Source organism: Neobacillus piezotolerans (assembly GCF_003362805.1).
Lineage (GTDB): Bacteria > Bacillota > Bacilli > Bacillales > Cytobacillaceae > Bacillus_D > Bacillus_D piezotolerans.
In genome coordinates this window covers 92433-118244 of sequence record NZ_QNQT01000007.1, presented here as the reverse complement: position 1 = coordinate 118244, position 25812 = coordinate 92433, and the positions used below count along the sequence as shown (strand labels likewise).

25 protein-coding genes are annotated in these 25812 nt (G+C 44.7%); 18 read left to right on the top strand and 7 right to left on the bottom strand.

Annotation, left to right across the window (positions count from 1 at the left end; genetic code table 11):
* Window positions 1-23: 23 nt before the first annotated feature.
* Window positions 24-881, bottom strand: coding sequence for an MBL fold metallo-hydrolase (locus tag DRW41_RS15445; protein WP_115452915.1), 858 nt, complete (start codon window positions 879-881; stop codon window positions 24-26).
* A 189-nt stretch (window positions 882-1070) separates the two neighbouring features.
* Between DRW41_RS15445 and atoD the strand changes: the two genes are divergently transcribed.
* The 5 genes from atoD (at window position 1071) to DRW41_RS15420 (ending at window position 6429) form a co-directional block, all read left to right on the top strand.
* Window positions 1071-1730 (top strand): acetate CoA-transferase subunit alpha, encoded by a 660-nt coding sequence (gene atoD / locus DRW41_RS15440; protein WP_281272321.1) that lies wholly within the window; start codon window positions 1071-1073, stop codon window positions 1728-1730.
* Window positions 1730-2377, top strand: a complete 648-nt coding sequence (locus DRW41_RS15435) for a 3-oxoacid CoA-transferase subunit B (RefSeq protein WP_281272320.1) — start codon at window positions 1730-1732, stop codon at window positions 2375-2377. The genes atoD and DRW41_RS15435 overlap by 1 nt, the downstream gene beginning before the upstream one ends.
* 260 nt (window positions 2378-2637) lie before the next feature.
* The gene (locus tag DRW41_RS15430) at window positions 2638-4074 is read left to right on the top strand and encodes a GntP family permease (protein ID WP_115452913.1); all 1437 of its coding nucleotides are present in this window, start codon (window positions 2638-2640) and stop codon (window positions 4072-4074) included.
* Window positions 4075-4108: 34 nt separating this feature from the next.
* The gene (locus DRW41_RS15425; RefSeq protein ID WP_115452912.1) at window positions 4109-4891 is read left to right on the top strand and encodes a 3-hydroxybutyrate dehydrogenase; all 783 of its coding nucleotides are present in this window, start codon (window positions 4109-4111) and stop codon (window positions 4889-4891) included.
* A gap of 143 nt (window positions 4892-5034) precedes the next feature.
* On the top strand, window positions 5035-6429 hold the full coding sequence (locus tag DRW41_RS15420) for a sigma-54 interaction domain-containing protein (RefSeq protein ID WP_245959459.1): 1395 nt from the start codon (window positions 5035-5037) through the stop codon (window positions 6427-6429).
* 53 nt (window positions 6430-6482) lie between these two features.
* Here DRW41_RS15420 and DRW41_RS15415 read toward each other — a convergent pair whose 3' ends face one another.
* Window positions 6483-8399 (bottom strand): alkaline phosphatase family protein, encoded by a 1917-nt coding sequence (locus DRW41_RS15415; protein WP_181884581.1) that lies wholly within the window; start codon window positions 8397-8399, stop codon window positions 6483-6485.
* Window positions 8400-8524: 125 nt separating this feature from the next.
* Between DRW41_RS15415 and yunB the strand changes: the two genes are divergently transcribed.
* The 7 genes from yunB (at window position 8525) to DRW41_RS15380 (ending at window position 13979) form a co-directional block, all read left to right on the top strand.
* Window positions 8525-9352 carry a sporulation protein YunB gene (gene yunB, locus DRW41_RS15410; RefSeq protein ID WP_342771999.1) on the top strand — a complete coding sequence of 276 codons (828 nt, stop codon included), beginning with the start codon at window positions 8525-8527 and terminating at the stop codon, window positions 9350-9352.
* Window positions 9353-9431: 79 nt separating this feature from the next.
* Window positions 9432-9929 (top strand): DUF1259 domain-containing protein, encoded by a 498-nt coding sequence (locus tag DRW41_RS15405; protein ID WP_115452908.1) that lies wholly within the window; start codon window positions 9432-9434, stop codon window positions 9927-9929.
* 94 nt (window positions 9930-10023) lie between these two features.
* Window positions 10024-11001 (top strand): ring-cleaving dioxygenase, encoded by a 978-nt coding sequence (locus DRW41_RS15400; RefSeq protein WP_115452907.1) that lies wholly within the window; start codon window positions 10024-10026, stop codon window positions 10999-11001.
* A 157-nt stretch (window positions 11002-11158) separates the two neighbouring features.
* A complete protein-coding gene (locus DRW41_RS15395) occupies window positions 11159-11713 on the top strand; it encodes a DJ-1/PfpI family protein (RefSeq protein ID WP_115452906.1) in 555 nt (184 codons plus the stop codon).
* A gap of 38 nt (window positions 11714-11751) precedes the next feature.
* Entirely contained in the window at window positions 11752-12093 is a 342-nt protein-coding gene (locus DRW41_RS15390) for a YkgJ family cysteine cluster protein (protein ID WP_115452905.1), read from the top strand.
* A gap of 213 nt (window positions 12094-12306) precedes the next feature.
* Window positions 12307-13293 carry a proline dehydrogenase family protein gene (locus DRW41_RS15385; protein ID WP_115452904.1) on the top strand — a complete coding sequence of 329 codons (987 nt, stop codon included), beginning with the start codon at window positions 12307-12309 and terminating at the stop codon, window positions 13291-13293.
* A gap of 218 nt (window positions 13294-13511) precedes the next feature.
* Entirely contained in the window at window positions 13512-13979 is a 468-nt protein-coding gene (locus tag DRW41_RS15380; RefSeq protein ID WP_115452903.1) for a CBO0543 family protein, read from the top strand.
* Here the strand turns inward: DRW41_RS15380 and DRW41_RS15375 are convergent.
* The 4 genes from DRW41_RS15375 to DRW41_RS15360 form a co-directional block, all read right to left on the bottom strand.
* Window positions 13976-15082 (bottom strand): GerAB/ArcD/ProY family transporter, encoded by a 1107-nt coding sequence (locus tag DRW41_RS15375; RefSeq protein ID WP_181884579.1) that lies wholly within the window; start codon window positions 15080-15082, stop codon window positions 13976-13978. The two genes, DRW41_RS15380 and DRW41_RS15375, sit on opposite strands and share 4 nt — an antisense overlap.
* Window positions 15083-15100: 18 nt before the next feature.
* A complete protein-coding gene (locus DRW41_RS15370; RefSeq protein WP_181884578.1) occupies window positions 15101-16231 on the bottom strand; it encodes a Ger(x)C family spore germination protein in 1131 nt (376 codons plus the stop codon).
* Complete coding sequence (locus tag DRW41_RS15365; protein WP_115452900.1) at window positions 16203-17714, bottom strand: spore germination protein; 1512 nt, start codon at window positions 17712-17714, stop codon at window positions 16203-16205. The genes DRW41_RS15370 and DRW41_RS15365 overlap by 29 nt, the downstream gene beginning before the upstream one ends.
* Before the next feature lie 151 nt (window positions 17715-17865).
* Window positions 17866-18786: a TetR/AcrR family transcriptional regulator gene (locus DRW41_RS15360; RefSeq protein ID WP_245959458.1), complete on the bottom strand. Its 921-nt coding sequence runs from the start codon at window positions 18784-18786 to the stop codon at window positions 17866-17868.
* A 179-nt stretch (window positions 18787-18965) separates the two neighbouring features.
* Here DRW41_RS15360 and DRW41_RS15355 point away from each other — a divergent pair, with 179 nt between their 5' ends.
* From DRW41_RS15355 to DRW41_RS15330, 6 genes are all read left to right on the top strand, one after another.
* Window positions 18966-20477 (top strand): DHA2 family efflux MFS transporter permease subunit, encoded by a 1512-nt coding sequence (locus DRW41_RS15355; RefSeq protein WP_115452898.1) that lies wholly within the window; start codon window positions 18966-18968, stop codon window positions 20475-20477.
* Window positions 20478-20641: 164 nt separating this feature from the next.
* Complete coding sequence (locus DRW41_RS15350; RefSeq protein ID WP_115452897.1) at window positions 20642-20989, top strand: sulfurtransferase; 348 nt, start codon at window positions 20642-20644, stop codon at window positions 20987-20989.
* 17 nt (window positions 20990-21006) lie between these two features.
* Entirely contained in the window at window positions 21007-21267 is a 261-nt protein-coding gene (locus DRW41_RS15345) for a metal-sensitive transcriptional regulator (RefSeq protein WP_115452896.1), read from the top strand.
* 408 nt (window positions 21268-21675) lie between these two features.
* Window positions 21676-23346, top strand: a complete 1671-nt coding sequence (locus DRW41_RS15340; protein WP_115452895.1) for a glycoside hydrolase family 13 protein — start codon at window positions 21676-21678, stop codon at window positions 23344-23346.
* A gap of 27 nt (window positions 23347-23373) precedes the next feature.
* A complete protein-coding gene (locus DRW41_RS15335; protein ID WP_115452894.1) occupies window positions 23374-23904 on the top strand; it encodes a methylated-DNA--[protein]-cysteine S-methyltransferase in 531 nt (176 codons plus the stop codon).
* Between the two features lie 238 nt (window positions 23905-24142).
* Window positions 24143-24859, top strand: coding sequence for a toast rack family protein (locus DRW41_RS15330; RefSeq protein ID WP_181884577.1), 717 nt, complete (start codon window positions 24143-24145; stop codon window positions 24857-24859).
* A 47-nt stretch (window positions 24860-24906) separates the two neighbouring features.
* Here the strand turns inward: DRW41_RS15330 and DRW41_RS15325 are convergent, their stop codons facing one another.
* Window positions 24907-25689: an SDR family oxidoreductase gene (locus DRW41_RS15325; protein WP_115452892.1), complete on the bottom strand. Its 783-nt coding sequence runs from the start codon at window positions 25687-25689 to the stop codon at window positions 24907-24909.
* Between the last annotated feature and the right edge of the window lie 123 nt (window positions 25690-25812).

Below are 25812 nucleotides of genomic sequence, written 5' to 3'. Positions count from 1 at the left end.
GCCTTCATTAATGGATTCATGGTTTAATGTAATTTTTTATTTACATACTTTCCATAATCAGGTACAGCAATCTGGTCAAATTCGTTCACAAGTTTATTCAGGCTTTTCGTCAGTAATTCACCGGACATTGGCAATCCATGGCCGGTAATGGCGATGGAAGGCTTCAGGGCGTTTAGCTTAATGACGGATTCCTTAGCTGCTTCCCAGACGGTTGTTAAATAGCGAGGTGGCCCGCTAATCTCCTGTTCCTGCGTGATCACTTTATACAAGTATTCCTGTTTAACGGTGACAAAAGCATCCCCAGCGATTAACGCCCGGTCTTTTTCCCGGAATAATGAAATATGGCCCGGAGTGTGGCCTGGGGTATGAATCCATTTAAACTCTGGCATGTGGGGAACAGTTCCATCAGAAGGCAGCGTTCGTATATTATTTCCCAAGTCTATCGGTTCGTTCGGGAACATTGGTGACATTTTCGCCACCATACCGCCTTCTACGGTTGGGTCCGGTTCCGGATAACTTTCTTTACCTGTCAAGAAAGGCATCTCTAATTGGTGGGCATAGACCGGAACGTCCCAATGGTTGACAAGTTCAATGATTGCGCCGACATGATCAAAATGGCCATGTGTCAAAATGATTGCTTTCGGCCGGCTGTCAGCACCAAACCGATTTTCGGTAACAGAAATAATCTCATCAGCAGACCCGGGCATTCCGGCATCCACTAAAACAAAATCTCCAGTTTCCGGATTGCCCTCTAAACAGATATTGACGATCTGGATAGTGTAACAAAATAAATCAGGTAAAACATCAATCCCAATCCCACTTCCAATAGAGGTTGCCGGGATAAATTTATAATCATTGCCATAATTCATTTCCTTATCCATCTTTAATCCTCCTGAAGGTTATTTACATACCCGATGTTAGTATGTCCAAATTGTGAAATACATTTTGAAAAGCGATGAATAGCTATTTTTTATCCTGGAAAATTTTAATCTATGGCATGCTTCTTGCAGCGTATTGAGGTGTGTGAGTGGAACGGACTCACATCCACAAAAAATTGGGGGTGTGTAAAAGTGAATAAGGTTATTTCGAAAGAGGAAGCAGCTTTATTTTTCCGGGACGGGATGACAGTGATGGCGGGCGGTTTTATGGGAGTCGGAACGCCGCAGGACCTAATTGAGGTAATCCTTGAGAAAAATATTAAGGACATCACACTGATCGCGAATGACACCGCTTTCGTTGAATCGGGAGTCGGCCGGCTGATTGTTAACCATCGTATTAAAAAGGTAATTGCCTCACATATTGGAACGAATCCGGAAACAGGCCGGCAGATGATTGCCGGGGAAGTGGAAGTTGAACTCGTTCCACAGGGGACGCTGGCCGAACGGGTCCGCGCAGGCGGTTCCGGGCTTGGCGGGGTTCTCACGCCTACAGGTGTTGGGACAGTGGTAGAGGAAGGAAAAGAGAAGATTACTGTTGACGGACGCGAATTTCTGCTTGAAAAGCCGCTCAGAGCAGAAGTGGCGATCCTTAAGGCATATAAGGCTGACAAGGCGGGGAATCTTGTTTATCACCGCTCAGCCCGCAACTTCAACCCGTTAATGGCGCTCGCAGCCGATGTTGTAATCGTCCAGGTTGAAAAAGTGGTCGAAGTCGGGGAAATCGACCCGGATGAAGTTATGACCCCGGGAATCCTTGTTGATAAAATATTGGTTCAAGGGGGCTGTAAATAATGGCGGAAACACTAATTAGCCCGAAGCAATTAATCGCTTCACGCGTCGCAAAGGAATTGAGGGACGGAGATGTCGTGAACCTGGGAATCGGATTGCCGACAATGGTACCAAACTTTTTGCCGCAGAATGTAAACGTCATTCTCCAATCGGAAAATGGATACGTGGGGCTGAAACCTCTTGAAGGTGAGATTGATCCCGACCTTGTAAATGCCGGGGGCCAGCCAGCGGGCATCATTCCGGGGGGAGCATTTTTCGACAGTCTGTTTTCGTTCGAGCTGATTCGCGGGGGCCATGTCGACGTAACTGTACTAGGGGGGCTTGAGGTAGATGAAAATGGAAGCCTTGCCAACTGGATGGTACCTGGTAAAATGGTCCCTGGCATGGGCGGTGCGATGGATTTGGTAACCGGAGCGAAAAAAGTCATCGTTGCAATGGAGCATTGCGCAAAAAGCGGATCCTCTAAAATTCTAAAGGAATGCCGTCTTCCGCTGACCGGAAAAGGAGTCGTCGACATGATTGTGACCGAACTGGCGGTTTTCCGGGTGACTTCGGAGGGACTTGTACTTGAAGAACTCCAGGATGGTGCTACATTGGAAACAGTCCGTGAAAAAACAGAAGCATCGTATACTGTCAACCTTCAGAACTGAACCCACGAGACTGGCAAAAAGGATGGGCACAATAGATAAAGAGACAGAAAATTCCGTTATTCCGGAATGACGGCATCCGGTTTTCCGGAATAACGGAAAAATCAATATCTGTATAAAATAAGAGTAAGTGTTTATTCGGAATTATTAGAAAAGTAAAGGTTGGCACGAAACTTGCATTCTAAAAGAATGTAAGCTTTATTTTGTAAACGCTTTCTATCGGGGGATGGAATGAGGCTTACAAAAAACAAAGGGGGATTTATATGGAATTATTTGTTATTCTTTTGGCGCTGGGCCTGTTGATGTTCGTGGCCTATCGTGGTTTTTCCGTTATTCTTTTTGCACCTATCTGCGCACTTTTGGCTGTTGTCTTGATTGATCCAAGCCATGTGCTGCCATTCTTTTCAGGGGTATTCATGGAAAAGATGGTCGGATTCATTAAATCTTATTTTCCTGTCTTTTTGCTGGGTGCAATTTTTGGTAAAGTTGTTGAAATGTCTGGGATCGCAGAGTCGATTGCCAAGACGATCGTTGGCTGGCTTGGTGCAAAGCGGGCAATCTTAACTATTGTCTTGCTAGGCGCGATCCTTACTTACAGCGGAGTAAGCCTGTTCGTTGCTGTTTTCGCGATTTATCCTTTTGCTGCCCAAATGTTCAGGCAGTCGAACATTCCGAAACGGCTTATTCCCGGCACAATTGCTCTAGGTGCTTTTACGTTTACGATGGATGCTTTGCCGGGAACACCGCAAATCCAAAACGTTATCCCGACATCATTCTTTAAGACGAACATTTATGCCGCTCCCACCCTGGGAATTATAGGTGCGATTTTCGTCTTTGCAATGGGAATGCTTTACCTGGAGTGGAGGAGGAAGAAGGCAGCAGATGCGGGTGAAGGCTACTTTGGTTTTGACTCGGAAAATGCTGCTGCGCTGGAACAGGCTGAAGCCGAGAAGAATGTTGCAGTTCCAAATATGTCACTTGAGCAATCAAGAGCAAAGCAATTATTGGCATTCGTTCCGCTTATCCTCGTTGGCGTTACGAACAAGCTGTTTATTACCCTTATTCCTAAATGGTATCCGGAAGGCTTTGATTTTGCAAAAATCGGGCTGAATGCCTATACGGTTGATGTTTCTGCCGTAATGGCCATCTGGGCAGTTGAAATGGCACTAGTCGTTGGCATTATCACAACGCTTGCTTATGACTGGAAACGGGTAAAAGTTAATTTTAAGGAAGGCCTGAACCTTAGCATTGCAGGCGCGCTTCTTGCCACGATGAATACAGGTGCCGAATATGGATTCGGCGGAGTCATCGCCGCTCTTCCTGGTTTTGCGAAAATAAGCGATGGCATTTCCAATACATTTACAAACCCGCTTGTAAACGGAGCGGTGACAACTACGACCCTTGCAGGTATTACAGGTTCCGCTTCCGGCGGTATGGGAATTGCGCTTAGTGCCATGGCTGAGAAATACAATGCGGCAATTGCCGCGGCCGACATTCCGCCAGAGGTCATGCACCGCGTCGTTTCGATGGCATCCGGAGGAATGGATACGCTCCCGCACAACGGGGCGGTCATCACCCTGCTTGCTGTTACGGGCTTGACCCATAAACAGTCCTACCGCGACATTTTTGCAGTAACAGTCATCAAAACGGTTGCCGTATTCGTCATCATTGGCATCTACTCGTTGTTTGGCCTCGCTTAAAAAAGAGATTCGTAAAAGTTGGGGAGGTTAATTTATGAAACAGTTAGAAGGTAAAACAGCTTTTATTACCGGTTCAGCCAGCGGAATAGGCCTTGAAATCGCAAAGGCATTCGCGGGAGAAGGAGCAAACGTTGTCATATCCGATTTAAACACGGAGAAAAGCGGCGAGGTTGCGGAAACGTTGCGGGGTGAAGGCTTTGAAGCATTTTCAGCGCCTTGCGATGTTACGAATGAAGAAGCCTATAAAAATGCCCTTGGACTTGCCGCTGAAAAATTCGGAAAGATTGATATTCTCGTCAACAATGCGGGGCTTCAATATGTTTCTCCTATTGAGGAATTTCCGACTGAAAAGTTTGAACTTCTTGTAAAGGTAATGCTGACCGCCCCGTTTATCGGAATTAAAAATGTTTTCCCGATGATGAAAAAGCAAGGCTTCGGGCGGATCATCAACATGGCCTCAATAAATGGAGTAATCGGGTTTGCCGGCAAGGCCGCATACAATAGCGCCAAGCACGGTGTAATCGGCCTGACAAAAGTTGCCGCCCTCGAAGGTGCCGCGGATGGAATCACAGTCAATGCCCTATGTCCGGGCTATGTCGATACCCCGCTTGTGAGAGGCCAGCTGGGAGACCTAGCCAAGACTCGAAATGTACCATTGGAAAGTGTGTTGGAAGAGGTTATCTATCCGCTTGTTCCTCAAAAAAGGCTTTTATCGGTATCTGAAATTGCCGATTACGCAGTCTTTCTGGCAAGCGACAAAGGAAGAGGGATTACCGGACAGGCAGTTATCCTGGATGGAGGCTACACAGTACAGTAAAGATTCTCTTTATTAAAATAGTGAATCAGTTCCCGCCGTATTAGCTGGCGGGAATTTTTTATGCAAATTACTGGAAAGCTCCGCGCATTATCTGAAATAATTGGTATAATTATTTTTAATAGTCAGATAAAGGTGGGGAAATGGTGAGCGCGCGAATCGATGATATTCCTATAAACTGGCTCGAGGAAATCTTGAACCTTTCTGTCGAACGGATTGTTGTCACCGACCGTGACGGCATTATCCTTTATATTAACGAAGCTTATTGCGAGTTCCTTGGGACAACCGTTGAACAGGCGATGAGAAGGCCTGTTCAGGAGGTGATTGAAAATACACGGATGCATATCGTTTCACGGACCGGCCAGGCAGAAATCGCAGCTGTCCAACATATCAACGGAAGTGAAATGGTTGCCAACAGGTTCCCTCTCATTGTTTCTGGTGAATTGGTCGGTGCTGTGGGAACGGTCATTTTCAAGAATCCCGAAGAGTTGCATTTGTACAAAAGAAAAATCCAGAGTCTTGTTGAAGAGTTGAAATACTATAAAACGAGAGAGGAAAAGGAATTAACAAGCAAATATAGCTTTTCGGATCTGATCGGGACGAGCAGGCATTTTGTGGAAGCAAAAGAGCTGGCGGAAAGGATTTCAGTCAATCATTCCGCCGTCCTGCTTCTGGGGGAATCCGGAACAGGAAAGGAGCTGTTTGCCCATTCCATCCATGCCAACAGCCTTCGCTCAGCGTACCCGTTTGTTCCAATCAATTGCGCTTCCATTCCTGAGCACTTGCTTGAATCAGAGCTGTTCGGTTATGAGGATGGAGCATTCACCGGTGCCAAAAAAGGAGGAAAGAAGGGTCACTTCCAGCTTGCCAACAAAGGGACCATCTTCCTGGATGAGATAGGTGACATGCCGCTTGCAATGCAAAGCAAGCTCCTTCGCGTACTACAGGATAAAGAAATCCAGCCTGTTGGAGGGCAAAAATCACTTCCGGTTGATGTAAGGATCATTACTGCAACCCATAGGAATCTTGAAAAGATGGTTGAGGCGGGGGAATTCCGCCAGGATCTTTACTATCGATTGAATGTCATCAAAATTGAAATCCCGCCGCTCCGGTATAGAAAAGACGATATTGAACAGATTGCTATGAACCTTGTGCGAAAGCTTGAAAAGCGATTCCACAAAAAATCTGTGGAGCTTTCCCGTGAAGTGATTCGCCTGTTCCAGCAGCACTCCTGGCCGGGCAATATCCGGGAACTTGAAAATGTCCTCGAAAGGTGCATCAATGTTCTTGATGGGAGTGTAATAAAACCCAACCACCTGCCGTTGTATTTACGCGACCAGGATGCAGCGCCAAATGATGCGGCCACAAATCCGGCCGGAACAAAGGTGCTCCCGTTAAAGGAAATAATTGCTGAGGCCGAAAAACAGGCGATCCAATCCGCCCTCTCAGCAGCCGGCGGAAACCGCCAGCAGGCAGCCAAACTCCTTGATATCGGCAAAACCAGTTTCTATGAAAAGTGCAGAATCTACTCCATCAATTAAAGTGCCAGGCCTGATAGATGTCAGCGCCTGGCACTTTTTTGTTACCCCCGCCGTTAGTTGTTTTTGGTCAGCTCGGCAATTGGTTCCCCCTCAACAAAGTCGGGTATGTCCATTTTCATGAATTCATAGAGTGTGGGAGCAATGTCCAATGTGGTGATTTTTGATAGAATTCTTCCCTTGGATATCCCATTCCCGGCTGCAAGAAAGATAGGGGTTAATTCCTTTCGGGATGGATCGCCCCCGTGATTGCCCAAATCCTTGACCATCTTTACTTCGCTGCCATCACCCTGGGCCATATAATAACCTTTTTGGGCGGCTAATAGAACATCCCCTGTGTTTTCATGGCTATTGCGAATCGGGATGACTTGTTCATATGGTGACACTTTTGATTTTGAAGGAGAGAGAAGTCCTGTATTTTTAATTGCCTTCGCCGAGTCGTAAAAACTTCCATTAAAAGCAGCATCCTTGTCCGTTAAATGTCCCGAGACGAATGACAAATAATTTTTGAGTTTGATTGTCTTTTTTTCAACTTTGGCATTCTCAAAAATTTCAGCGATTCTTTTTTGAAGTGAGGTATAATCCCTTTGTTCGACAATCCCCTTTTTTTCCCGCCCTTTTAAGTTTATATAAACCTGCGCGATCGAGCCGCTGGCGACAGCGAACGCTTTTGACTTTTTATAATTAATTTTCCCGCTGCCATCTTTTACGAGCAGCCCTGCCTTTTCCAATTCCTCATTAGGAGAAAGCCTGGAATGGACCGGCTCCATCCCGTGATCGGATACAAGATAAATGCGATCCGTTTTATTTAATTTCGAAAGTACTTGGCCCAACATTTTATCAGACAGGCGGTAGGACCAGCGGATATAGTTCAAATAACGTTGCGACTTTTCATATGAATAACCAGGCTGCCTAGGATCGACTAGGAGGTAGTTATGTGATTCATGGTCGACTTGCGGATAATAAAAGAACAGGATGTCCGGCTTATAACGATCCTTGATATATAATGATACATCCGTTGTCCACTGTGCGAAACGGGTGTTGATTTCCTCGTATTCCTTACGGGTAATCCATCTGTTGGCCAATGCTTCATCGTCATCCTGAACAGGGAAGTAACCGAACTTGTTGTTGATTTCATTTTTAAAACCTTCAGGACCATGAATGACTGCTGATGTCACTGCTGTCCGATACAATTTGGCATCCGAGAGGTCTGGCTTATTAGCTTTTATTTTAAAAGTAAAGCCAGCCAAATCATTGGTCTTTGTCATAAATGAAAGAGTACCCCATTCATTCAAACGTACGGAAGATGATTCTTTCATATCCGGTTTGAATGAAACTTGAATGGTATATCCTTTCCTGCCCTTTGCGGGTTTGTCGGCATCTATATAAATGGAGCGTGTATCATTTTTGCTGATTTTCAAGGGAATAACGGCTCTTTTACTTGTTTTTTTGGATTGGCTTTTTTTGAATTCGAGTTTGGCCAAATCGCTTTCAGCCCACGTTTTCCCGTAATAAATTGCGTAATCCGCGCGATATGGGAATTTTGGGTTTGAACCTGGAAAAAGGATTGTCGCGGTCGTCTTTCCTTTTTTACGAGCCACCGACCATACAGGTTCGGAATCAAGCGGAGAATAAAAAGCGCTATCCCGATTCGTCAGCTTTTTGTTTGGTTTGTGGATTTCGTTGCTGACCATACCCGATTCACTTGGCTTTGTTCCGGTTGCAATCGCCGCATGGGATGCTGACGTCAGGGAAGGAAAAATGGTTTGGATGTTCTCCGCATACATCCCTTTATCGGCCACCTCTTTAAAGTGAGGCATAATCCCCTGCTTTATATTTGTTCCTAAAAAGTCCTGGCGCATCCCGTCAAACGAAATTACGACCTCGGTAGATTTGCCTTTTCCGCTCCCAAAAGCATGGGATGGAGAGCCTGCAATAAATAAAATAAGTAACCAAATGCCCCATTTTTTCATAACATTCACACCTTTTTTCTTAACTGCCTTTAGAGTGAATATTCCCTTTACGGGCTTTGGTAAAACGATAGGTAAGTGTCTGTAAACATTTAGCATCTACGCAGCATTACAGCGTACGCCGCAACGTGCACGTACTACAAAAAGTACTTAAAGCATATACAAGTAATAGGCGAAAAGTGCGGGGAGGGTCCCATTTGAGGAAAATCAGAAGGAACTATCGCAGGCGGGGACCGCTGCCATTAAGGTATGTACTAATCATTACGTTTGTGGCATTTATTTTTATGACATACCAAAGTTTAAATATAATTAATAAGCATATCGAGCCCAGCCTAATTAAAATTGCTGAGACGAAGGCGAGGGAGTTTGCGTCACAAGCTGTGAACAAAGCCATTTCACAAAATGTAGTGGAAAATATAGATGTTAACGAACTAATTATCGTCCATAATAATTCCGATGAAGTTGGTTACAGTTTTAACCCAAAGGTATATACACAGGTGATAACAGACATAACCACAAGGATCCAGCGGTATTTAAACCTGCTTGAGGCAGGCAATATTGAAGAACTCGAGGCCTTTAAGGAGTTTAATGCAGGTGATTCAAAAAAACACCAGGGATTAATATATGAAATCCCGATTGGGATGGCAACAAATAACTCATTATTTTCCAATCTGGGACCAAAAGTCCCGGTACGGTTCGAAATAATAGGGGATGTCACAGCCAATATTGAGACAAAAATAAGGGAAACTGGGATAAACAACACATACCTCGAGATTTATGCAAAGACCCATGTTCAAATGAGCGTCATCATACCCTTAATTGAAAAGGAAATAAACGTAACGAACTCCGTAATGATAGGAGATTTGTTCTTGCCTGGAAAAGTGCCTCAATACTACAACGGCGGCGGAAAAGGGAATGACGTTAATCCGATTGTCATTCCGGATGGAGAGAGATAGTCCTGCAGGATATAATATTCCGCGGGACTTTTTTACATATGGAAGGTCGATGAGGGCATCCTAAGGATGGAGGTGCTCTATGAAAAAACTATTGTTGATTATAGGATTGTTTATGAGCGTTATTTTGCCGCCGGAAGAGACGTCCGCAAAACAAAGCCCTGATTGCAAGACACTCGAACAGATTTTTAAAACGAAAGTCAGGGAAATAGAGGGAGTGTGCAAGGTCGAGATAGGCCGAAAAAACCTGGAAGTCACGCATATGGGAAAGAAGGTCTCCCCGGAATTAATAGAACTCTCATTCGGATTTAATTTCGAAAAAGTGGATGGCCAGACAGCATTAATAGGTGAGATGGCTTTGCTTCAAGAAGAGGTCAATCCTGTTATTGACGCCCTGCGCAAAGGGGGCTTGGAGATAACCGCTATTCACAATCATATGATGTACGAACGGCCGAGGATAATGTTTCTTCATGTCCAAGGAAAAGGGGATATCGTAAAGCAGGCTAACACCCTCATTAACGCAGTCGCGGCAACAAAAGAACTAAAACAGCTTCAGCAGTCAACGGGGTCCCAGCAATAAGGGGCCCTTTATTGACATTCACTTTAATTCGTGATAAATTTATCTCGAATTAAAGATATCTTCATTAAAAGTAAATCAGGGAGGTTTTTTATAAATGAACGAATTAAAAGGAATACACCACGTAACGGCGATAACAAGCAGCGCCGAAAAGAATTATGAATTTTTCACGTATGTGCTTGGCATGCGTCTTGTAAAAAAAACAGTCAATCAGGATGATATCCAAACCTACCATTTATTTTTCGCCGATGACGAAGGCAGCCCTGGAACGGATATGACCTTTTTCGACTTTCCTGGCATCCCCAAGGGAATCCACGGTACAAATGAAATTTATAAAACATCCTTCCGTGTCCCAAGCGATGCGGCTCTTGATTACTGGGTAGAGCGTTTTGACAGGATGGGGGTAAGCCACACCGGCATTAAGGAGCAATTTGGCAGAAAGGTGCTTCCATTTGCAGATTTTGACGATCAGCAATACCAATTGATTTCGGACGAAACTGTTAACGGGGTCGCGCCGGGTACTCCTTGGAAAAAAGGGCCAATCCCGCTGGAATATGCCATCACAGGCCTCGGGCCAATTTATGTTCGCACGGCGCATTACGACTATTTTAAGCAAGTAGTTGAAAAGGTAATGGAATTCAACGAAGTTGCTCAGGACGGATCCTTTCACTTATTCGAAGTCGGTGAAGGCGGAAATGGCGCAGGGATTGTGGTCGAAGCAAATACAGTTCTCCCGCAGGCGAGGCAGGGATTTGGCACAGTCCATCATGCGGCCTTCAGGGTCGAAAATGAATCGGTGCTTGAGTATTGGATGAAACGGATGGAAAGTTTCGGCTTCCAGACATCCGGGCTGATTGACCGGTATTTCTTTAAATCACTCTATGTAAGGGTCGCGCCGCAAATCCTATTTGAATTTGCGACAGACGGGCCTGGATTCATGGGTGATGAGCCATACGAAACACTGGGAGAAAAATTATCTCTGCCGCCATTCCTTGAGCGGAAACGGGAACAAATTGAAGCAATGGTACGTCCAATAGATACTGTAAGGAGTACAATAGAGTTTACAAAGGAATAAACCACACCAAAACAGGGGCCTACTAGTAGGTCCCTGTTTGCTGTTTCATGAAAAAGATTATCAGTTTATCTTTTTTCACTTTTTTATTAGACTGGTAATGATGTATTTTTATGGAAAAAATAGTTTCGGATGAAAAAGTTGGAATGGGGGAGCTGGAATGGCAAAGGTTGGATTTATTGTTTTTGAAGATTTTGCGATGTGGCAGGTGGCCTTGCTGCAAAAGTTTTTAAGGAACAATGGCTATGATATTGAAACATTATCAATCGGGGGAGGTCCAGTCAGGACGGATGGAGGCATATACGTGGAGTCCCAACCGTTGGAATACAGGACAGCGGAAGAGTATGCAATGCTCCTTCTTCCAGGGGCGGGTGGAGAGATGCCTGCATCACTTCTCGAAAATAAAGAATTACATCTTTTCCTGCAAAACTTCCAGGGACTTATTGCCGCAAGCTGCGCTTCCACTATCCTTATTGCGTCCGCGGGACTGCTTGATGGGGATTATACAACAATGCCGCATTTTAAGGACAGATACTCAAACTATCTTCGCGAGGAAGGCTACCGTGATTGCGATGTCGTTGCCGGTGAAACAGTCATCTCCGCAAGAGGGTATGCCCACTATGAATTCATGATGGCAATTTTGGAACGGCTCGGGCTGCTGTCGCAAAATCCAAGGCTGGAAAAGATGGCGCTTAAGCTATCTAAAAATCAATAACCGAAATTCGAATAGAAAGTAACGGGGGGAGGGCAAACATGAATCAGCTGAATTGCAAAGGATGCAGGGGATTGTGCTGCGGACCCGTGGCGATTACAAGGCACGAATTAGCGAAAATAAAGAAAAAGGTAAGGTCGATGCCGGGAAAACTGCGTGATGGCCTGAAGAACCAAACCAGATTATATGGCACATGCATTTTTTTCGACATGGAAAAAGACCGATGCGGAATCTATTCGGCAAGGCCGAAAGCATGCCAGATGTTTGGCTATTACAAAGGCATGGCTTGCTTCAGGAAGCCGGAATTGGCGGTGAAGACGGTAGGCCCGGTTGACGAACCGATCGGCATTCTTTCTATCGATTTTACGTGGAAGGACTTTTAACTGGTTATACCGATAGCGTCATTTAAACAAGTTTCGATCAAAGAGAGAGAACTGGCCATTTCGGCTTATAGATTACAATTTTGGTAATAGGAGTTATTTTCATAGTGCAAATGGTAGAAAAAGCTATTGCAAAAAAATATTAAACAAATTTAATATGATATTTTTGAAAAGCGACATGATATAATAGAGAAAAAACAGCAAGGAGCAATCGGGATGCTTAGAGACTTTTTCATTGGACTTTCTAAAAATCAACTTCTAAACACGGCAGCCAAAAATTATGGATTGAAAATGGGCGCGCAAAATGTTGTCGCCGGGACGACGATTGAAGAAACAATTGAGAGCATTAAAGAGCTGAATAAGCACGGGATTTCTGCAACCGTTGACAACCTTGGTGAATTCGTTTTCAAAGAGGAAGAAGCGACAGAAGCAAAGGAGCAAATAGTAAAGGTCATTCAGGCAATCCATGACCATCAGGTCGATGCGCATATTTCCCTTAAGCCTACCCAGGTCGGTCTTGATATCGACTTTGATTTCTGTGTGGGAAACGTAAGGGAAATCGTCGCGAAAGCAAACGAGTATGGCATATTTGTAAACGTTGACATGGAAGATTCCGGGCATCTCGGGGCAACCCTTGAGCTTGTTGACATTCTTTCTGCCGACTTCGATAACATCGGCACTGTCATCCAGGCATATTTGCATGATGCCCAGGAGCAGGTTGAAAAATATAGGAATATGCGGATCCGCCTTGTAAAAGGAGCGTACAAGGAGCCTGCGGAAATCGCCTACCAGGACAAAAAGGACATTGATGCGAACTATGTCCGTATCATCGAGTGGCACCTGCTCAACGGAAAATTCACTTCTGTTGCCACCCATGACCATAACATTATCAACCATGTGAAGCGTTTCGTTAAGGAGCACAATATTCCGAATGACAAATTCGAGTTCCAGATGCTTTACGGATTCCGCAGGGAGCTTCAGCTTCAGCTAGCGAAGGAAGGCTATAACTTCTGCACATACGTACCGTTCGGAAAAGACTGGTACGGCTACTTTATGCGCCGCCTTGCCGAAAGGCCTCAAAACCTGAATCTCGTATTCAAGCAAGTGTTCAACAAAAAGACGAATACAATCATTGGGGTTGCCGCTGGTGCGTTTTTGGCGGGCAGGCTGTCCAAAGGTAAAAATAAAAAGAATAATAGGTAAGTATAATGGCCAGGACCCTTACAACTAGGGACCTGGCTTTTTTTATTACAACAGGAAAATGAAGAGGCGCCAGGCATTGCAGCGGGACAGAAAGTATGCAGGGATGGATTGCATGGTTTATGGGAATAATTGAGATTTAGGGAGCTGGGTCCATCCGTATTCTTTGAATGAACGTAATAAAAATTCTACATCCTAAAAAAACAAGGAGGAGAGAAGCTTTGTTAAAAATAGTTACTGTTGCTATCATTTCGATTATTTGTATCTTCCTCATACCAAAGCGGCTTTCCGTGATGGAAATGTACACAACTTCCTTGTTTGCATCTTTGTTTGGCGTGGTTACTGACTTATTTTTGGGCGTAAAGCTTAACTTGTATGGGTATTTAAACAAAAGAGTCGATTGGGAATATTTTTTAATACTGTTGTTTGTATACCCCGCAGCCAATATTCTTTACCTTAATTTCTACCCCCATTCTGGAGGGGTTTTGAAAAAAGCACTTTATATAATTCTCAGCACTTGCATTGTAGGGTTAATGGAATATATTTCTATACAAACAAATGTTTTTAATTATAGGGGGTGGAATATTTGGTACTCCCTCATTGCCTACCCAATTATTTTTATCATTCTCGCGTTAAATCTTAAAGTGATCAGGAAGATGTCAAAGAGACCGGAAACTCGGCTGCATTAAGGCTGGGTTGGCCGGCCCTTTTTTAATACCTTTTTTCTGGTCAGGCTTATGAGGAAAATGAATGGGATATATCCATAAAAAAAGGAGAGGCAGATATACGTGCCAAGTAAATTAAGCTTCTGCCCGAACATAATGTCCTCAAGCCCCATGTTTAGAAAGAAAAAAGCCGCAACGATGCCCAACAGCGACCTGGATGGCTTAAATTGAAAGGTAATCTTCAGCGTACGCGTACAGGACCAAACGAAGATGCAAACAGACGAAATAATGACAATAAAAAATACAAAAATAAAGATAAACTCAAAGCTTTCCACGACGGTAAAAGAAATAACTTTAATCATTGTTAGAGTTGCCCATTGTGTCCTAAGGAGCTTTCCTTGTGTGTAATATAAAAACGTAATGATAGTCACGACGAAATAGAAAAGCGTGGAGGCCAAAAGGCCAAAATGGGCCCATTTCGTAGACTTGCTGCCATTTTTGATGAATGGCAAGTAAATAAATGCACATTCGAAACCTGAAAATATATATGTACTATTCTTTGCTGATTGCAGATAATCATGAAAGCCATGTGTGAAGATAGGCATAATATTCCGTAATTGAAAGTATTGAATAAGCATCGCGAAAGGGAGAAATATGAAAAGCGGTATGATGACTCCCCAAAATGCCAAGCCGGTTACGACTCTAAACCCTCCTGAGACGATATAATATACGACAACGCAAATCGCGAATGTCAGCTCCCAAAGAGGAATTCTGTCAAATGCGAATGTTTGGAGCAGGTCGACATAGTTGTAGACGGTCAGGAAAGTAACTGTCAATAAATAAAATACAAGCCCTGTATTCGCCAGTTTCCCGAAGAACCTCCCGAATGCCTCGAGATGGAAAGAGGCTAAATCGCCCCCAGAACTTAATTTGATGGCGTTAAAGCCAAAGGCAAGCAGAATGTTCATGCTGGCTCCGACAACAAGGAGTGACACCCAGGCATCCTGGCCAGCCCCATCCGCTATTTTTGCTTGAAAGTTTAACAACCCAACGCCAATCTGTGAGCAATGAATCAGGAAAAATAGAAAAAAGGGTGAAACCTTATGTCTTTCCTGGACCGCTTTCATCATTCCACTCCGTTTCCGTCACCTTTTAATTCCTGCCTGGATGACAGTTGTCGCTATATCGATATTAACTTTCAGGTTTTTATATTGTTCCTTGTAAAATTTTTTTTCTTCCCAATTCCTGTCGCGCGCCCTAAACCTGTCGCCTAAGCCCAGTGGATCGACTTCGTTTTTTTTGCATATTTCAATAAGCTTGGCAATTTCAGATTTCATATTTGACCTGATCGTTCGTTCAAGTAAGGTAATGTCTTTTTTGTGATGCAAGTCTATCCAATCGGGGTACTCCCTAATGACGACATTTAGACTCAAGGATAAATCCACCTCCGGTTCTGGCCCGGGTTTAATATTCAACCATTCGGGTTTGTTTTTCATTGTACGCAGGACAAAGGTTCCTTTTTTGGAGCCTTTTTTAATAGGTAATTCATGGTAGCCCATATGCTTGTATTCATCAAGGAGGCCAAGGAAGAAAAACTGATTATTGTCCAGTGAGACTTTGAACTGATCATCCTTGAAAAGCGCCACACCGTTCACATAGACGTTTTTTTCCGTGCCATGCTTCAAAATTGGCATGTATGGATCCCTGCCATGGCCATAATAATTGTTTAAAAAAATGTGAAGATTTGTACGTGGCAGGGAAGATGTCTGGTAGTTTTGATTGATTGTATCCGCTATCGCTAGAGAGCCGTATTTTTTCATTGTCTCCAAATATTTTCGCGCGGAAGGGGTGACGACGGCCGTATGGATATCAGTGGCAATCATCGGATTATTAAAGACAGTATCGATAATATGGCCGATTCCCTTTTTCGCAAAGTCTTCACCGAAAACGATTACCTGTATTTTGGATAGCTCAATCGGATTTTTTGACTGTTCATTGGTCCGGTAAAGGAGCATGCTGGTCGTTTTTCCGCGAGTTTTCCTTATTTGGATATTCTCTTGGCTTTTGCTCTTCGTATAATCGGGATAAAGGACAGTCGACCTAAGCTGGCCATCCTTATAAGAGTCAAACCCGATTGTATTGACAATGGTCAGTTGGTCAACAATTTTCATTCTCTCACAGGCTGCCAGGGCCAAGGGAAGAAGGCATAGAGCCACCAGCGTTTTACGGCCCATTGTGATCACCCTTTTATTCCGTATTGATATCCTTGTCCTCATCATTTTCCTCCGAAGTTGAATACCGTTTCTTTTTCAATGACCGCAGGTAACTCGGACGCTTATTTGTTTTTGAATAAGGTAGCCTTAGAATGGCATCGCCCATGCCCGCCGCCCTGAATGGAAATAGCGGGACCATATAAGGCATTCCGAGCGACTTGAGCCGGAAAAGATGCCCGAGAAGCAGCACGATTCCAACTGCAAGGCCATATCCGCCCCAGATAGCCGCAATGAAAATAAAGGGGAATCGCAGCAGCCTAACCGTATTGGACATTTGGTAAATGGGTGTTGTGAACGATGACAACGCGGCTAGAGCGACGATTATGAGAAGGATATTACTTGTCAAAGCGGCCTCTACAGTAGCTTGGCCAATGACGATGCCTCCGACAATTCCAAGCGTCTGGCCAATCTTGCTCGGCAGCCTCGCACCTGCTTCCCTTAGGAGTTCAATCGTAATTTCGAGAAACAACACTTCAAGAAATGGAGGGAACGGGACATTCGCCCTCGAAAATATAATCGGTCCAAGCAAGTCTTCCGGAATAATTTCATAATGGAAGGTCAGGACGGCTACATAAACCGGAGTTGCGAAAACTGAGAATGACACCCCGAAAAAACGAATCAGCCTGAAAAAGGAGCCCTGCATCCATGCTGAATAGTAATCTTCGGGAGAATTGAAAAAGTCCAGGATGGAAACAGGAGCGGTTATTGCATAACACGAACCGTCCGACAAAATAGCAATCTGGCCAAGCATCAGGGAGTGCCCTGCCTTGTCCACCCGTTCAGTTGCCAGGAATGGCGGAAATGGTGTTGAAGTATTGTCGGAAATTAGCTGTTCAACAATCGTGCTGTCATGGATGACATCAAAATCAGCATTTTTAATCCTTTCCCTCGCGGTCTGGACAAATTCAGGGTTGGTTATTCCATTTAAATAAACAATGGCAACACGTGTTTTGGAGATTCTCCCCAATTCATGTTCCTCAACGATCAGGTCAGTCGTTGCGAGTTGCCTCCTCAACAGGTGCAAGTTCGTATCAATGCTTTCGATAAAGCCTATTTTGGGTCCGACGACGCTGAATTCATTATCGGTTTCGTTGTTTTGCCGGAGGCCTTTCATAGGGCTGGAGATATTGACCAGCGCGAACTTGCTGGCATGATTCAACTGGACAATGGCATGGCCTTCATTCAGTTTTTTTTCAGCTTCATCTGCATTTTCGGTTAGTTGAATGCCTTCCAATGGAATAAAGTTTTTTATCTCGGAAATATCGGTAATCGCTGATGCGTTTCCCTGGATGGAGGGAAGTAGCACACGGCGCAGCAGCTTATCGTCTATCAATGTCGTATAGCAGTTGACGGTAATCCGGCCGTTTTCCACAGGGGAGAACGACTTGAAATCAGCGGACCGATTAGCGGCTTCAAGTATATCACTCAGCTTCTTTTGGCTTTTCTCCTGTTTCTTTTGTGTATTGCTCTTTTTCCATTTGAACATTCGATCCACCATATTTCTTGTTAATTAATCTTGATACTCTCTTATTATGCATTTTTTAAAGATAAGTATGTATACCGCTGGAAAGCGCGCCATTTTCATACTCTTTATATAAAAAATGCTTCCGGAAGGTATCCGGAAGCAAATTTCTAGTTTAATCGCCCTGATTGGAGGAATGTGAAAGGATAGCGGCAACAGTCTCTTCAAGCCTTTTAAGTTCAGCCATGCCGGCCTTGAACTTGTCGTAATCAGCCGCGCCTTTAAGCGAGTTTAGCGCGCTTTCAATCAGAAATCCCCTTGGTTCTTTGGATTGTAGGAGTTCTTCCTCAATAAAGTCAAGTAGTTCATAATACTTTGGTTTGTCAATCGTTTGATGAATCGCCTTTTTTAATGTATGGATGGAGTGGCGAAGCCTTTGCTGGAATTCGTTGTTTGTTTTTACGCAGCCGGGAAGCCATTGTTCCAATAACGACGGATCGAGCAATTGGTCATCCGCCTCGGAAACTTCTTGGACAATTTTTACGATTCGTTCCACGCTGTAGCGGACGATTTCGTGTATCCCCAGCCTGGAGCCAAACGCCATCGAATTGAATTTCAAATTTTGCTGGAGCATGCCAATGAACATGATGGCGCAGTCAAGAAGGTAGGGCTTTTTTTCTTCGCCAAAAATGTCTGTAAACCGGCGGAAAGCCCACTGGACATTCCGTAATTGATTCTGCTTCAGGAATTCTTTCAGTTCAGGATCATTTGAAATCATGACTTCTTCGAACAGGGAGAGGAGCTTATTTGCCCGGTTCGTTTTTAGGTGCAATTCTACCTGTTTGATGAAAATTCCGATATCCGCATGGTTTTGCCCAATCAGCAATTCATTCCTGTCAATTTTAAGCTGCTTGTATATGGATTTGATTAACTCGATTAATAGTTCATTCTTTGAGGAAAAGTAGTTGTAAAATGTTCCTTTCGAAATGCCGCTGTAGTCCAGGATGTCCTGGATCGAAGTAGCCTGGAACCCTTTTTCCACGAATAATTGATGCGCGATCGCAATGACACGCTGCTTCCTGTTGTTCAATTTCATCACCTGGCCTTATTGTACTTGCTGTATAAAAGATATACAACATGTTTTTTAAATAGTTTACAAACCCACTTATGGCGCGGAATTTTTTTATTGAATATTTTAGACTCATGGTATATGATAAAGTGCATGTGTAATCAAAGTCTGCATGAATGAACCGCTAGTTTACAGGAGGAACAACAATGGAACAAACAATAAATAAGCAAGGCAGGCCGCCGTACGGGATTATTGCGGTCTTGATGATTGGTGCTTTCATTGCTTTTTTAAATAATACATTGCTGAATATCGCTCTCCCATCCATTATGAGAGATTTAAAGGTTGAACCGTCAACCGTCCAATGGCTTACGACAGGTTTTATGCTTGTCAACGGTATACTTATTCCCGCGACAGCCTATCTGATTCAGAAGTATTCCGTGAGAAGGCTGTTCCTGGCCGCAATGAGCCTGTTTGCGATTGGAACGATAGTCGCCGGCACCGCGCATGTTTTCCCGGTTTTGCTGACAGGGAGGATGCTGCAGGCATCGGGCTCGGCAATCCTTATGCCGCTGTTGATGAATGTTATGCTGGTCAGCTTCCCGATTGAAAAACGGGGGACCGCGATGGGGGTTTTTGGGTTAATCCTAATGTTCGCGCCAGCAATCGGACCGACTTTGTCAGGCTGGATTATAGAACATTACGACTGGCGGATGCTATTCCATTTTGTCACGCCTATCGCGATTGCCATTATTCTTGTAGGCTTTTTTCTTCTAAAGGATAAGAAAGAAAAGGTTAATATACGGCTTGAAACCCTATCGCTTGTTTTATCGAGTATTGGATTTGGCGGCCTATTGTATGGATTCAGTTCGGCAGGGAGCAAAGGCTGGGACAGCCCTTATGTTTATGGAACAATCATTATTGGAGTCGCATCTTTGATTGTGTTCATTTTGCGCCAGCTTAAGCTGGAGAAACCATTTCTTAACTTCCGTGTTTACCGTTATCCGGCATTTGCCCTTGCGTCAGTGATTTCAATGGTTGTGAATATGGCCCTCTTTTCCGGGATGATCCTTCTTCCTATCTATGTACAGAATTTAAGGGGCATTTCCCCGATGGATGCGGGTTTGCTTCTTATGCCGGGTGCAATCCTGATGGCAGTAATGTCACCGGTGACCGGCCGCCTTTTTGATAAAGTCGGCGGGAGGCTGCTGGCGATTATCGGGCTGGCCATCATCGTTATTACCACGTATGACTTCAGCACGCTTACTTTGGAGACATCCTATACGCATCTCATCATCCTCTATTCCGTGCGAAGCCTTGGAATGTCGATGGTTATGATGCCTGTTTCGACAAACGGCCTGAACCAGCTGCCAACCCGTTTATACCCGCACGGAACAGCGATGAACAATACACTCAACCAGGTAGCCGGGGCGATTGGCACAGCGCTGCTGGTCACGATTATGACGAACAGGACAGAATCACAGGCGAAGGAACTTGGCCAGGAAGCGATGAAAAAGCTTACTCAGCAGCCAACGCCTGAAGTTCTTGCCCAGATGAAACAGCAGGTTCTGGCTGAAGCGATGCTCCATGGTATTAACTTCGCTTTTCTGGTTGCAACTTTCATCGCGGTTGTCGCGCTTGTACTGGCGTTTTTCATAAAACGCGCCACACAGGCGGAAGACCCTATCCAGGAAGGCTCAAAGGGCGGGCAGCCCGCTTAATTTTAAAAATACTTGGAGGCGACCGCATCATGGCGGTTGCCTTTTTACTTTTTTCTCGCTACTTTGGGAGAGAGAGATAAATGAAATTAAAAGGTTGGTAACATACCCATAGGGGTATATTATAATGAATGTCAACAGGACCAATACTAAATGGGAGGACCCGGATGGTTTTAGTTAGTGGTTATGTGCTTGCCCTGATTTTATCCATTTTGCTATCTAGAAGATATGTCCCGGTTTTGGGGGTTCCGTGCAGGGCTATCATTGAAGGGCAGACAGATGGAAATGATATACTAGTGGATATCCGTGATTATTCCACTTCTTCAAAAAATCCTGTTAAGGTGTCGTTGCACATCCCCGCGGCCTATCTGGACAGGTATGCTTCAGAGATTCCGGGCGATCGGGTCCTGATCATTGCTTCGGACCGCCTCGAAAAAAATTGGGGCATAAGGGAATTGAGGAAAAAAGGCATTAATGTCGTGGCGTATACTTTGGATGGCTGCGGGTGCCAGTAAAGAGGAAGGGTGCAGATATGAAATACGATGATCAAATGAAACACCGTGTGAAAAGGATTGAAGGACAGATTCGCGGCATTCTCAAGATGATGGAAGAAGATAAGAATTGCAAGGACGTTATAACGCAGCTATCCGCAGTCCGTTCAGCCGTCGACCGTACAATTGGCGTTGTGGTAAGTTCGAATCTTGTTGAGTGTGTGCTTGATGCTGAGAAAAATGGCCAAAAGACTGACGAATTGATACAGGAAGCGGTAAATCTTCTTGTGAAAAGCCGATGAACGTTAGGAATAATTTTAATAAACAGTGAAGCAAGCGGTACGTCCACTTCTTCGTGAATAAAAGGGTGAAAGCCCTCTTTTTTTTAGAAAACAATATACCTATACGGGTATAGGTAATTCTGTTTAAGAGGAAAAGTGGTACCACTATTGTCCCGGCAGTCCTATACGAGAATGAAGAATACCCCTTAAAAACGTTGAAAAAGTTAGTTTACAATACGATAGAATAGGAATGATAGGAAGCCCGGCGGAAAAAGCCGGGCATTTTAATCTCCTGAAGGCCTCGGTTCGCTCGAAACTTTAAGGAGATACAGTGAATGATTACTGGAAATATGCTACAATGAGTGGGATTTTTAATTTAGAAATTTCTAAACTGGATATATACTATTTTCTTTACTCCGAGGTGTGGAAATGAGCAAAAAGTGGTGGAAAGAGAGTGTGGCTTACCAGGTGTACCCCCGCAGCTTTATGGACAGCAATGGAGATGGGATTGGCGACCTGCGAGGGGTCATCTTAAAGCTTGATTACCTGAAGGAATTAGGAATTGATGTTATTTGGCTATCGCCGATGTATAAATCGCCGAACGATGATAACGGCTATGATATTTCAGATTACCAGGATATTATGGAAGAGTTCGGTACGATGGCTGATTTTGATGATTTGCTTGAGGAAGTCCACAAGCGTGGTATGAAGCTGATTCTCGACCTTGTCATCAATCATACGAGTGATGACCACCCATGGTTCATTGAATCCCGCTCTTCAAAGGACAACCCAAAGCGCGATTGGTATATTTGGCGGGACGGAAAAGAGGGGAAAGAGCCGAACAATTGGGAATCAATTTTCAGCGGCTCCGCATGGAAGTACGATGGGAAATCCGAACAGTATTTCATGCATCTCTTTTCCGAACGCCAGCCTGACTTGAATTGGGAAAATCCTGAAGTCCGCGAAGCCCTGTACAGCATGGTGAACTGGTGGCTGGATAAAGGCATTGACGGATTTCGCATCGATGCGATTTCACATATAAAAAAACAGCCTGGCCTCCCGGATATGCCGAATCCAGAAAACCTCGACTATGTACCGTGCTTCGGTTATATGATGAATGTTAACGGAATTGATGAACTCCTTTCCGAATTTTCTGCCAGGACAATCAAGAACTATGAAGTTATGACAGTTGGAGAGGCCAACGGGGTGAAACTGGTGGACGCCGATAAATGGGTCGGTGAGGAAAAGGGCCATTTCAATATGATTTTCCAATTTGAATTCCTGGACCTTTGGGATAAAAAAACGAAGGACTCAGTTGATGTAAAGGCGCTTAAACGCGTCCTGACAAAGTGGCAAAAGGGTCTTGAAGGCAGGGGCTGGAACGCGCTCTTTATTGAAAACCATGATCAGCCGCGCCGTGTATCAACTTGGGGGGATGACGGGAAGTATTGGAAGGAAAGCGCTAAAATGCTGGGCGTCATGTACTTCCTTATGAAAGGAACTCCTTTTATTTACCAGGGCCAGGAAATCGGGATGACCAACGTCCGGTTCCCTTCCATTGATGATTATAACGATGTCGGAATGATCAATTATTATAAGCTTGAAACGGCAAAGGGCCGGCCCCACGAGGAAATCATGGAGGTCATCTGGAAACGCGGGCGTGACAATGCGAGGACACCGATGCAATGGGATGGTTCCCATATGGCGGGATTTACGTCCGGGCCAAAAACCTGGCTCGGGGTAAACCCGAATTTTCGGGAAATCAATGTCGAAAGCCAGCTAACCGATGAAGATTCCATCCTTAGTTTCTACAAACAGCTCATCCGGCTGAGAAAAGAGAATCCACTGTTTATTTACGGGAAATATGAGCTATACCATCCCAATCATCCGAAGCTGTTCGTGTACACGCGGACAATGGGGAGGAAAAAAGCTATCGTAATCTGCAATTTCCATGGGACACCGACCCGTTTCAAGATGCCTTCTTTCATCGCTTATAAAACTAGCAAGTTAGCGTTAAGCAATTATACTATTTCTGAAAGCAAGTTAAAGAAAGAGTTTACACTGAAGCCGTTTGAGGCGAGGGTTTACTTTTTGGATTAAGGGCCCAAAAAGGGAGGAGGCACAGGGATGAAACAGGGAATCCTTACGATTTATTGGGAAGTTTTTAAAAATGAATCACTGCCTTTGCTGCTCGGGGCTACGGATAAGGGTTTATGCTTTGCCGGGTCGCCAGGAAGCGGGGAAGGTGAATGCGAGGCCATTATCCAAAAAAGGTATCCCGGCGCTTCGCTGATAAAGCAGGCGGAACCGCTGAGGCCCTTTATAACCGAATTTGCCGAGTATCTTGATGGGCGGAGAACGGAATTTTCCTGGCAGCTGGATAGCAGTGGTACAGCTTTCCAGGAACTTGTGTGGGAAGCGCTGAGGCATATTCCCTACGGTGAAACAGTTTGTTACAGTGATATCGCCAACCGCATCGGCAAGCCCACCGCAGTCAGGGCAGTGGGCTCCGCAATTGGCGCCAACCCGGTGCTGATCGCTGTACCCTGCCATAGGGTGGTCGGAAAGGACGGCAGCATGACCGGCTTTCGTGAAGGCTTGGATATGAAGAGGTTTTTGCTTGAATTGGAAAAGAAAAATAAAGTGGCCACAGGATAAAGAAAGCGGGGACTTCGCGGAGTTCCCGCTATTTTTATGATATTTTCCCGCTCCTGCCGAGTTTTCCCCACAAATTTTCCCACCGGCTGTGCCATAATCCACTTTTCGGACGAGGCCAAATCCTAAGTGCCCATTCCCCCTAAGACCTAAGCCGTATAGAAAAATATGGCACGGGGCTGTATTCGAAACCCGGCAACTAGATTAATATGGAACTATAACAATGGTTGGGGGAATATGGATGAAAAAGTTACTTGTTGTTTTGCTGATCGCAACCGTACTTGGGTTTACGGCAAAGTACGCAATGGGAAGCATTTTTGGCAAAGGAAATGAAAAAGACTTTCTTATTGAAAAGGATAAGGCGGAAAGCCTTGAAGTTGAAGTGAATTTAGGCGTCGGGAAGCTTTCGGTAACCGGAGGGTCTGACGAATGGCTTGAAGGGACGGTGGTTGAGAACAAAAAGTTCAAGCCGGACATATCTTACCACCTTTCTGGGAAAAAAGGAAAGGCGATCGTTGAGCAGAAAAAGAACGGACTTTGGAATTTTGGGTTTGGCAAAGCGGAGAACAACTGGGAGATTGCCTTGAATGACGAGGTGCCGGTCGATTTGCGGGTAAATGCAGGTGTATCCGATGCAAATCTTGATTTGCGGGATATTGAATTGTCCAATCTTGAAGTTGATGGCGGCATAGGGGATATTGAAATAAACCTTGGCGGCAAGCGGGAAAAAGGCTTCCATACAGTATTGAATCTCGGAGTTGGCAAAACGACAATCATTTTGCCAAAGGAAGTCGGGATTAAACTTATCACGGATAAGGGGATTGGCAAAGTGGACATGGAGGGCTTTACGAAAAAAAGCGGCAATGTTTATGTGAACCAGGCATTTGAGGATTCTGACACAGTAATTGTAATTGATTCGAATTTGGGGATTGGCGAGGTTAATTTTAAAGAAGAGTAATGAAAGGAGGCAGGCCGGGAGAGAGCCTGCCTTTTTCCATAAGTCCACTACAAGAGCGATTCCGCTCCGTCAATGTATATCTCCGTACCGGTAATATGGCTTGATAGGGAGGAAGCAAGGAAGTAAACAAGATCGGCGACCTGCTCCGGTTTCCCGGGTCCATTTTCGAGCGGCTGGCTTCCTTCAGGGTATTCTACCGGAATTTTAATTTCCTCCAGTTCTTCTTCGGCTGGGAATGTATTTTTATCGATATTCGTTTCAATCGCCCCTGGGCAAATGGTGTTTACGCGGATTTTGTATTTGGCGAGTTCAAGGGCTGCCATCCTCCCAAATCCGGCCTGGCCGATTTTTGAGGTGCTGTAGGCGGAAAAACCAAAGTTTTTATAAATCCGGTTTCCATTAATGGAACTGGTGATGATGATGCTCCCGCCCTGTTCCTTCAAATACGGAATCGCATATTTGACTGTCAGGAAAGTTCCTTTCAGATTCGTTGTAATAGTTTCGTCCCAATCCTCGGGTGCGAGTGTTTCAATTGGGGCGATAACCCCATTGATGCCCGCATTCGCAAAGACAATATCGAGCCGTCCAAATTCCTTCAGTGTATTTTTATAAGCAGTTTCAACATCTTCCGGCTTAGAAACATCGCATTCAAGGGTAATGGCGCTGCCGCCTTTTTCCTCGATAATGCCTTTAACCTCTTCACCGTTTTCTGCTTTTACGTCAACCAGGGCGACTTTAACCCCTTCTTCGGCAAGCCGGATTGCGGCGGCGCGTCCTATGCCCGAACTTGCCCCCGTAACAAAAGCCACTTTGTTATCCAATAATCCCATTTTCTGCCCCTCCTCTATTAAGTTGCTACCTTATTTCTTATCCCCATCTAACCGGAAAAGAAACATGATGGTTTCCTTTATGAGCGTTATGACCGGATTGATCGCCATCGGGAAATTAAATAT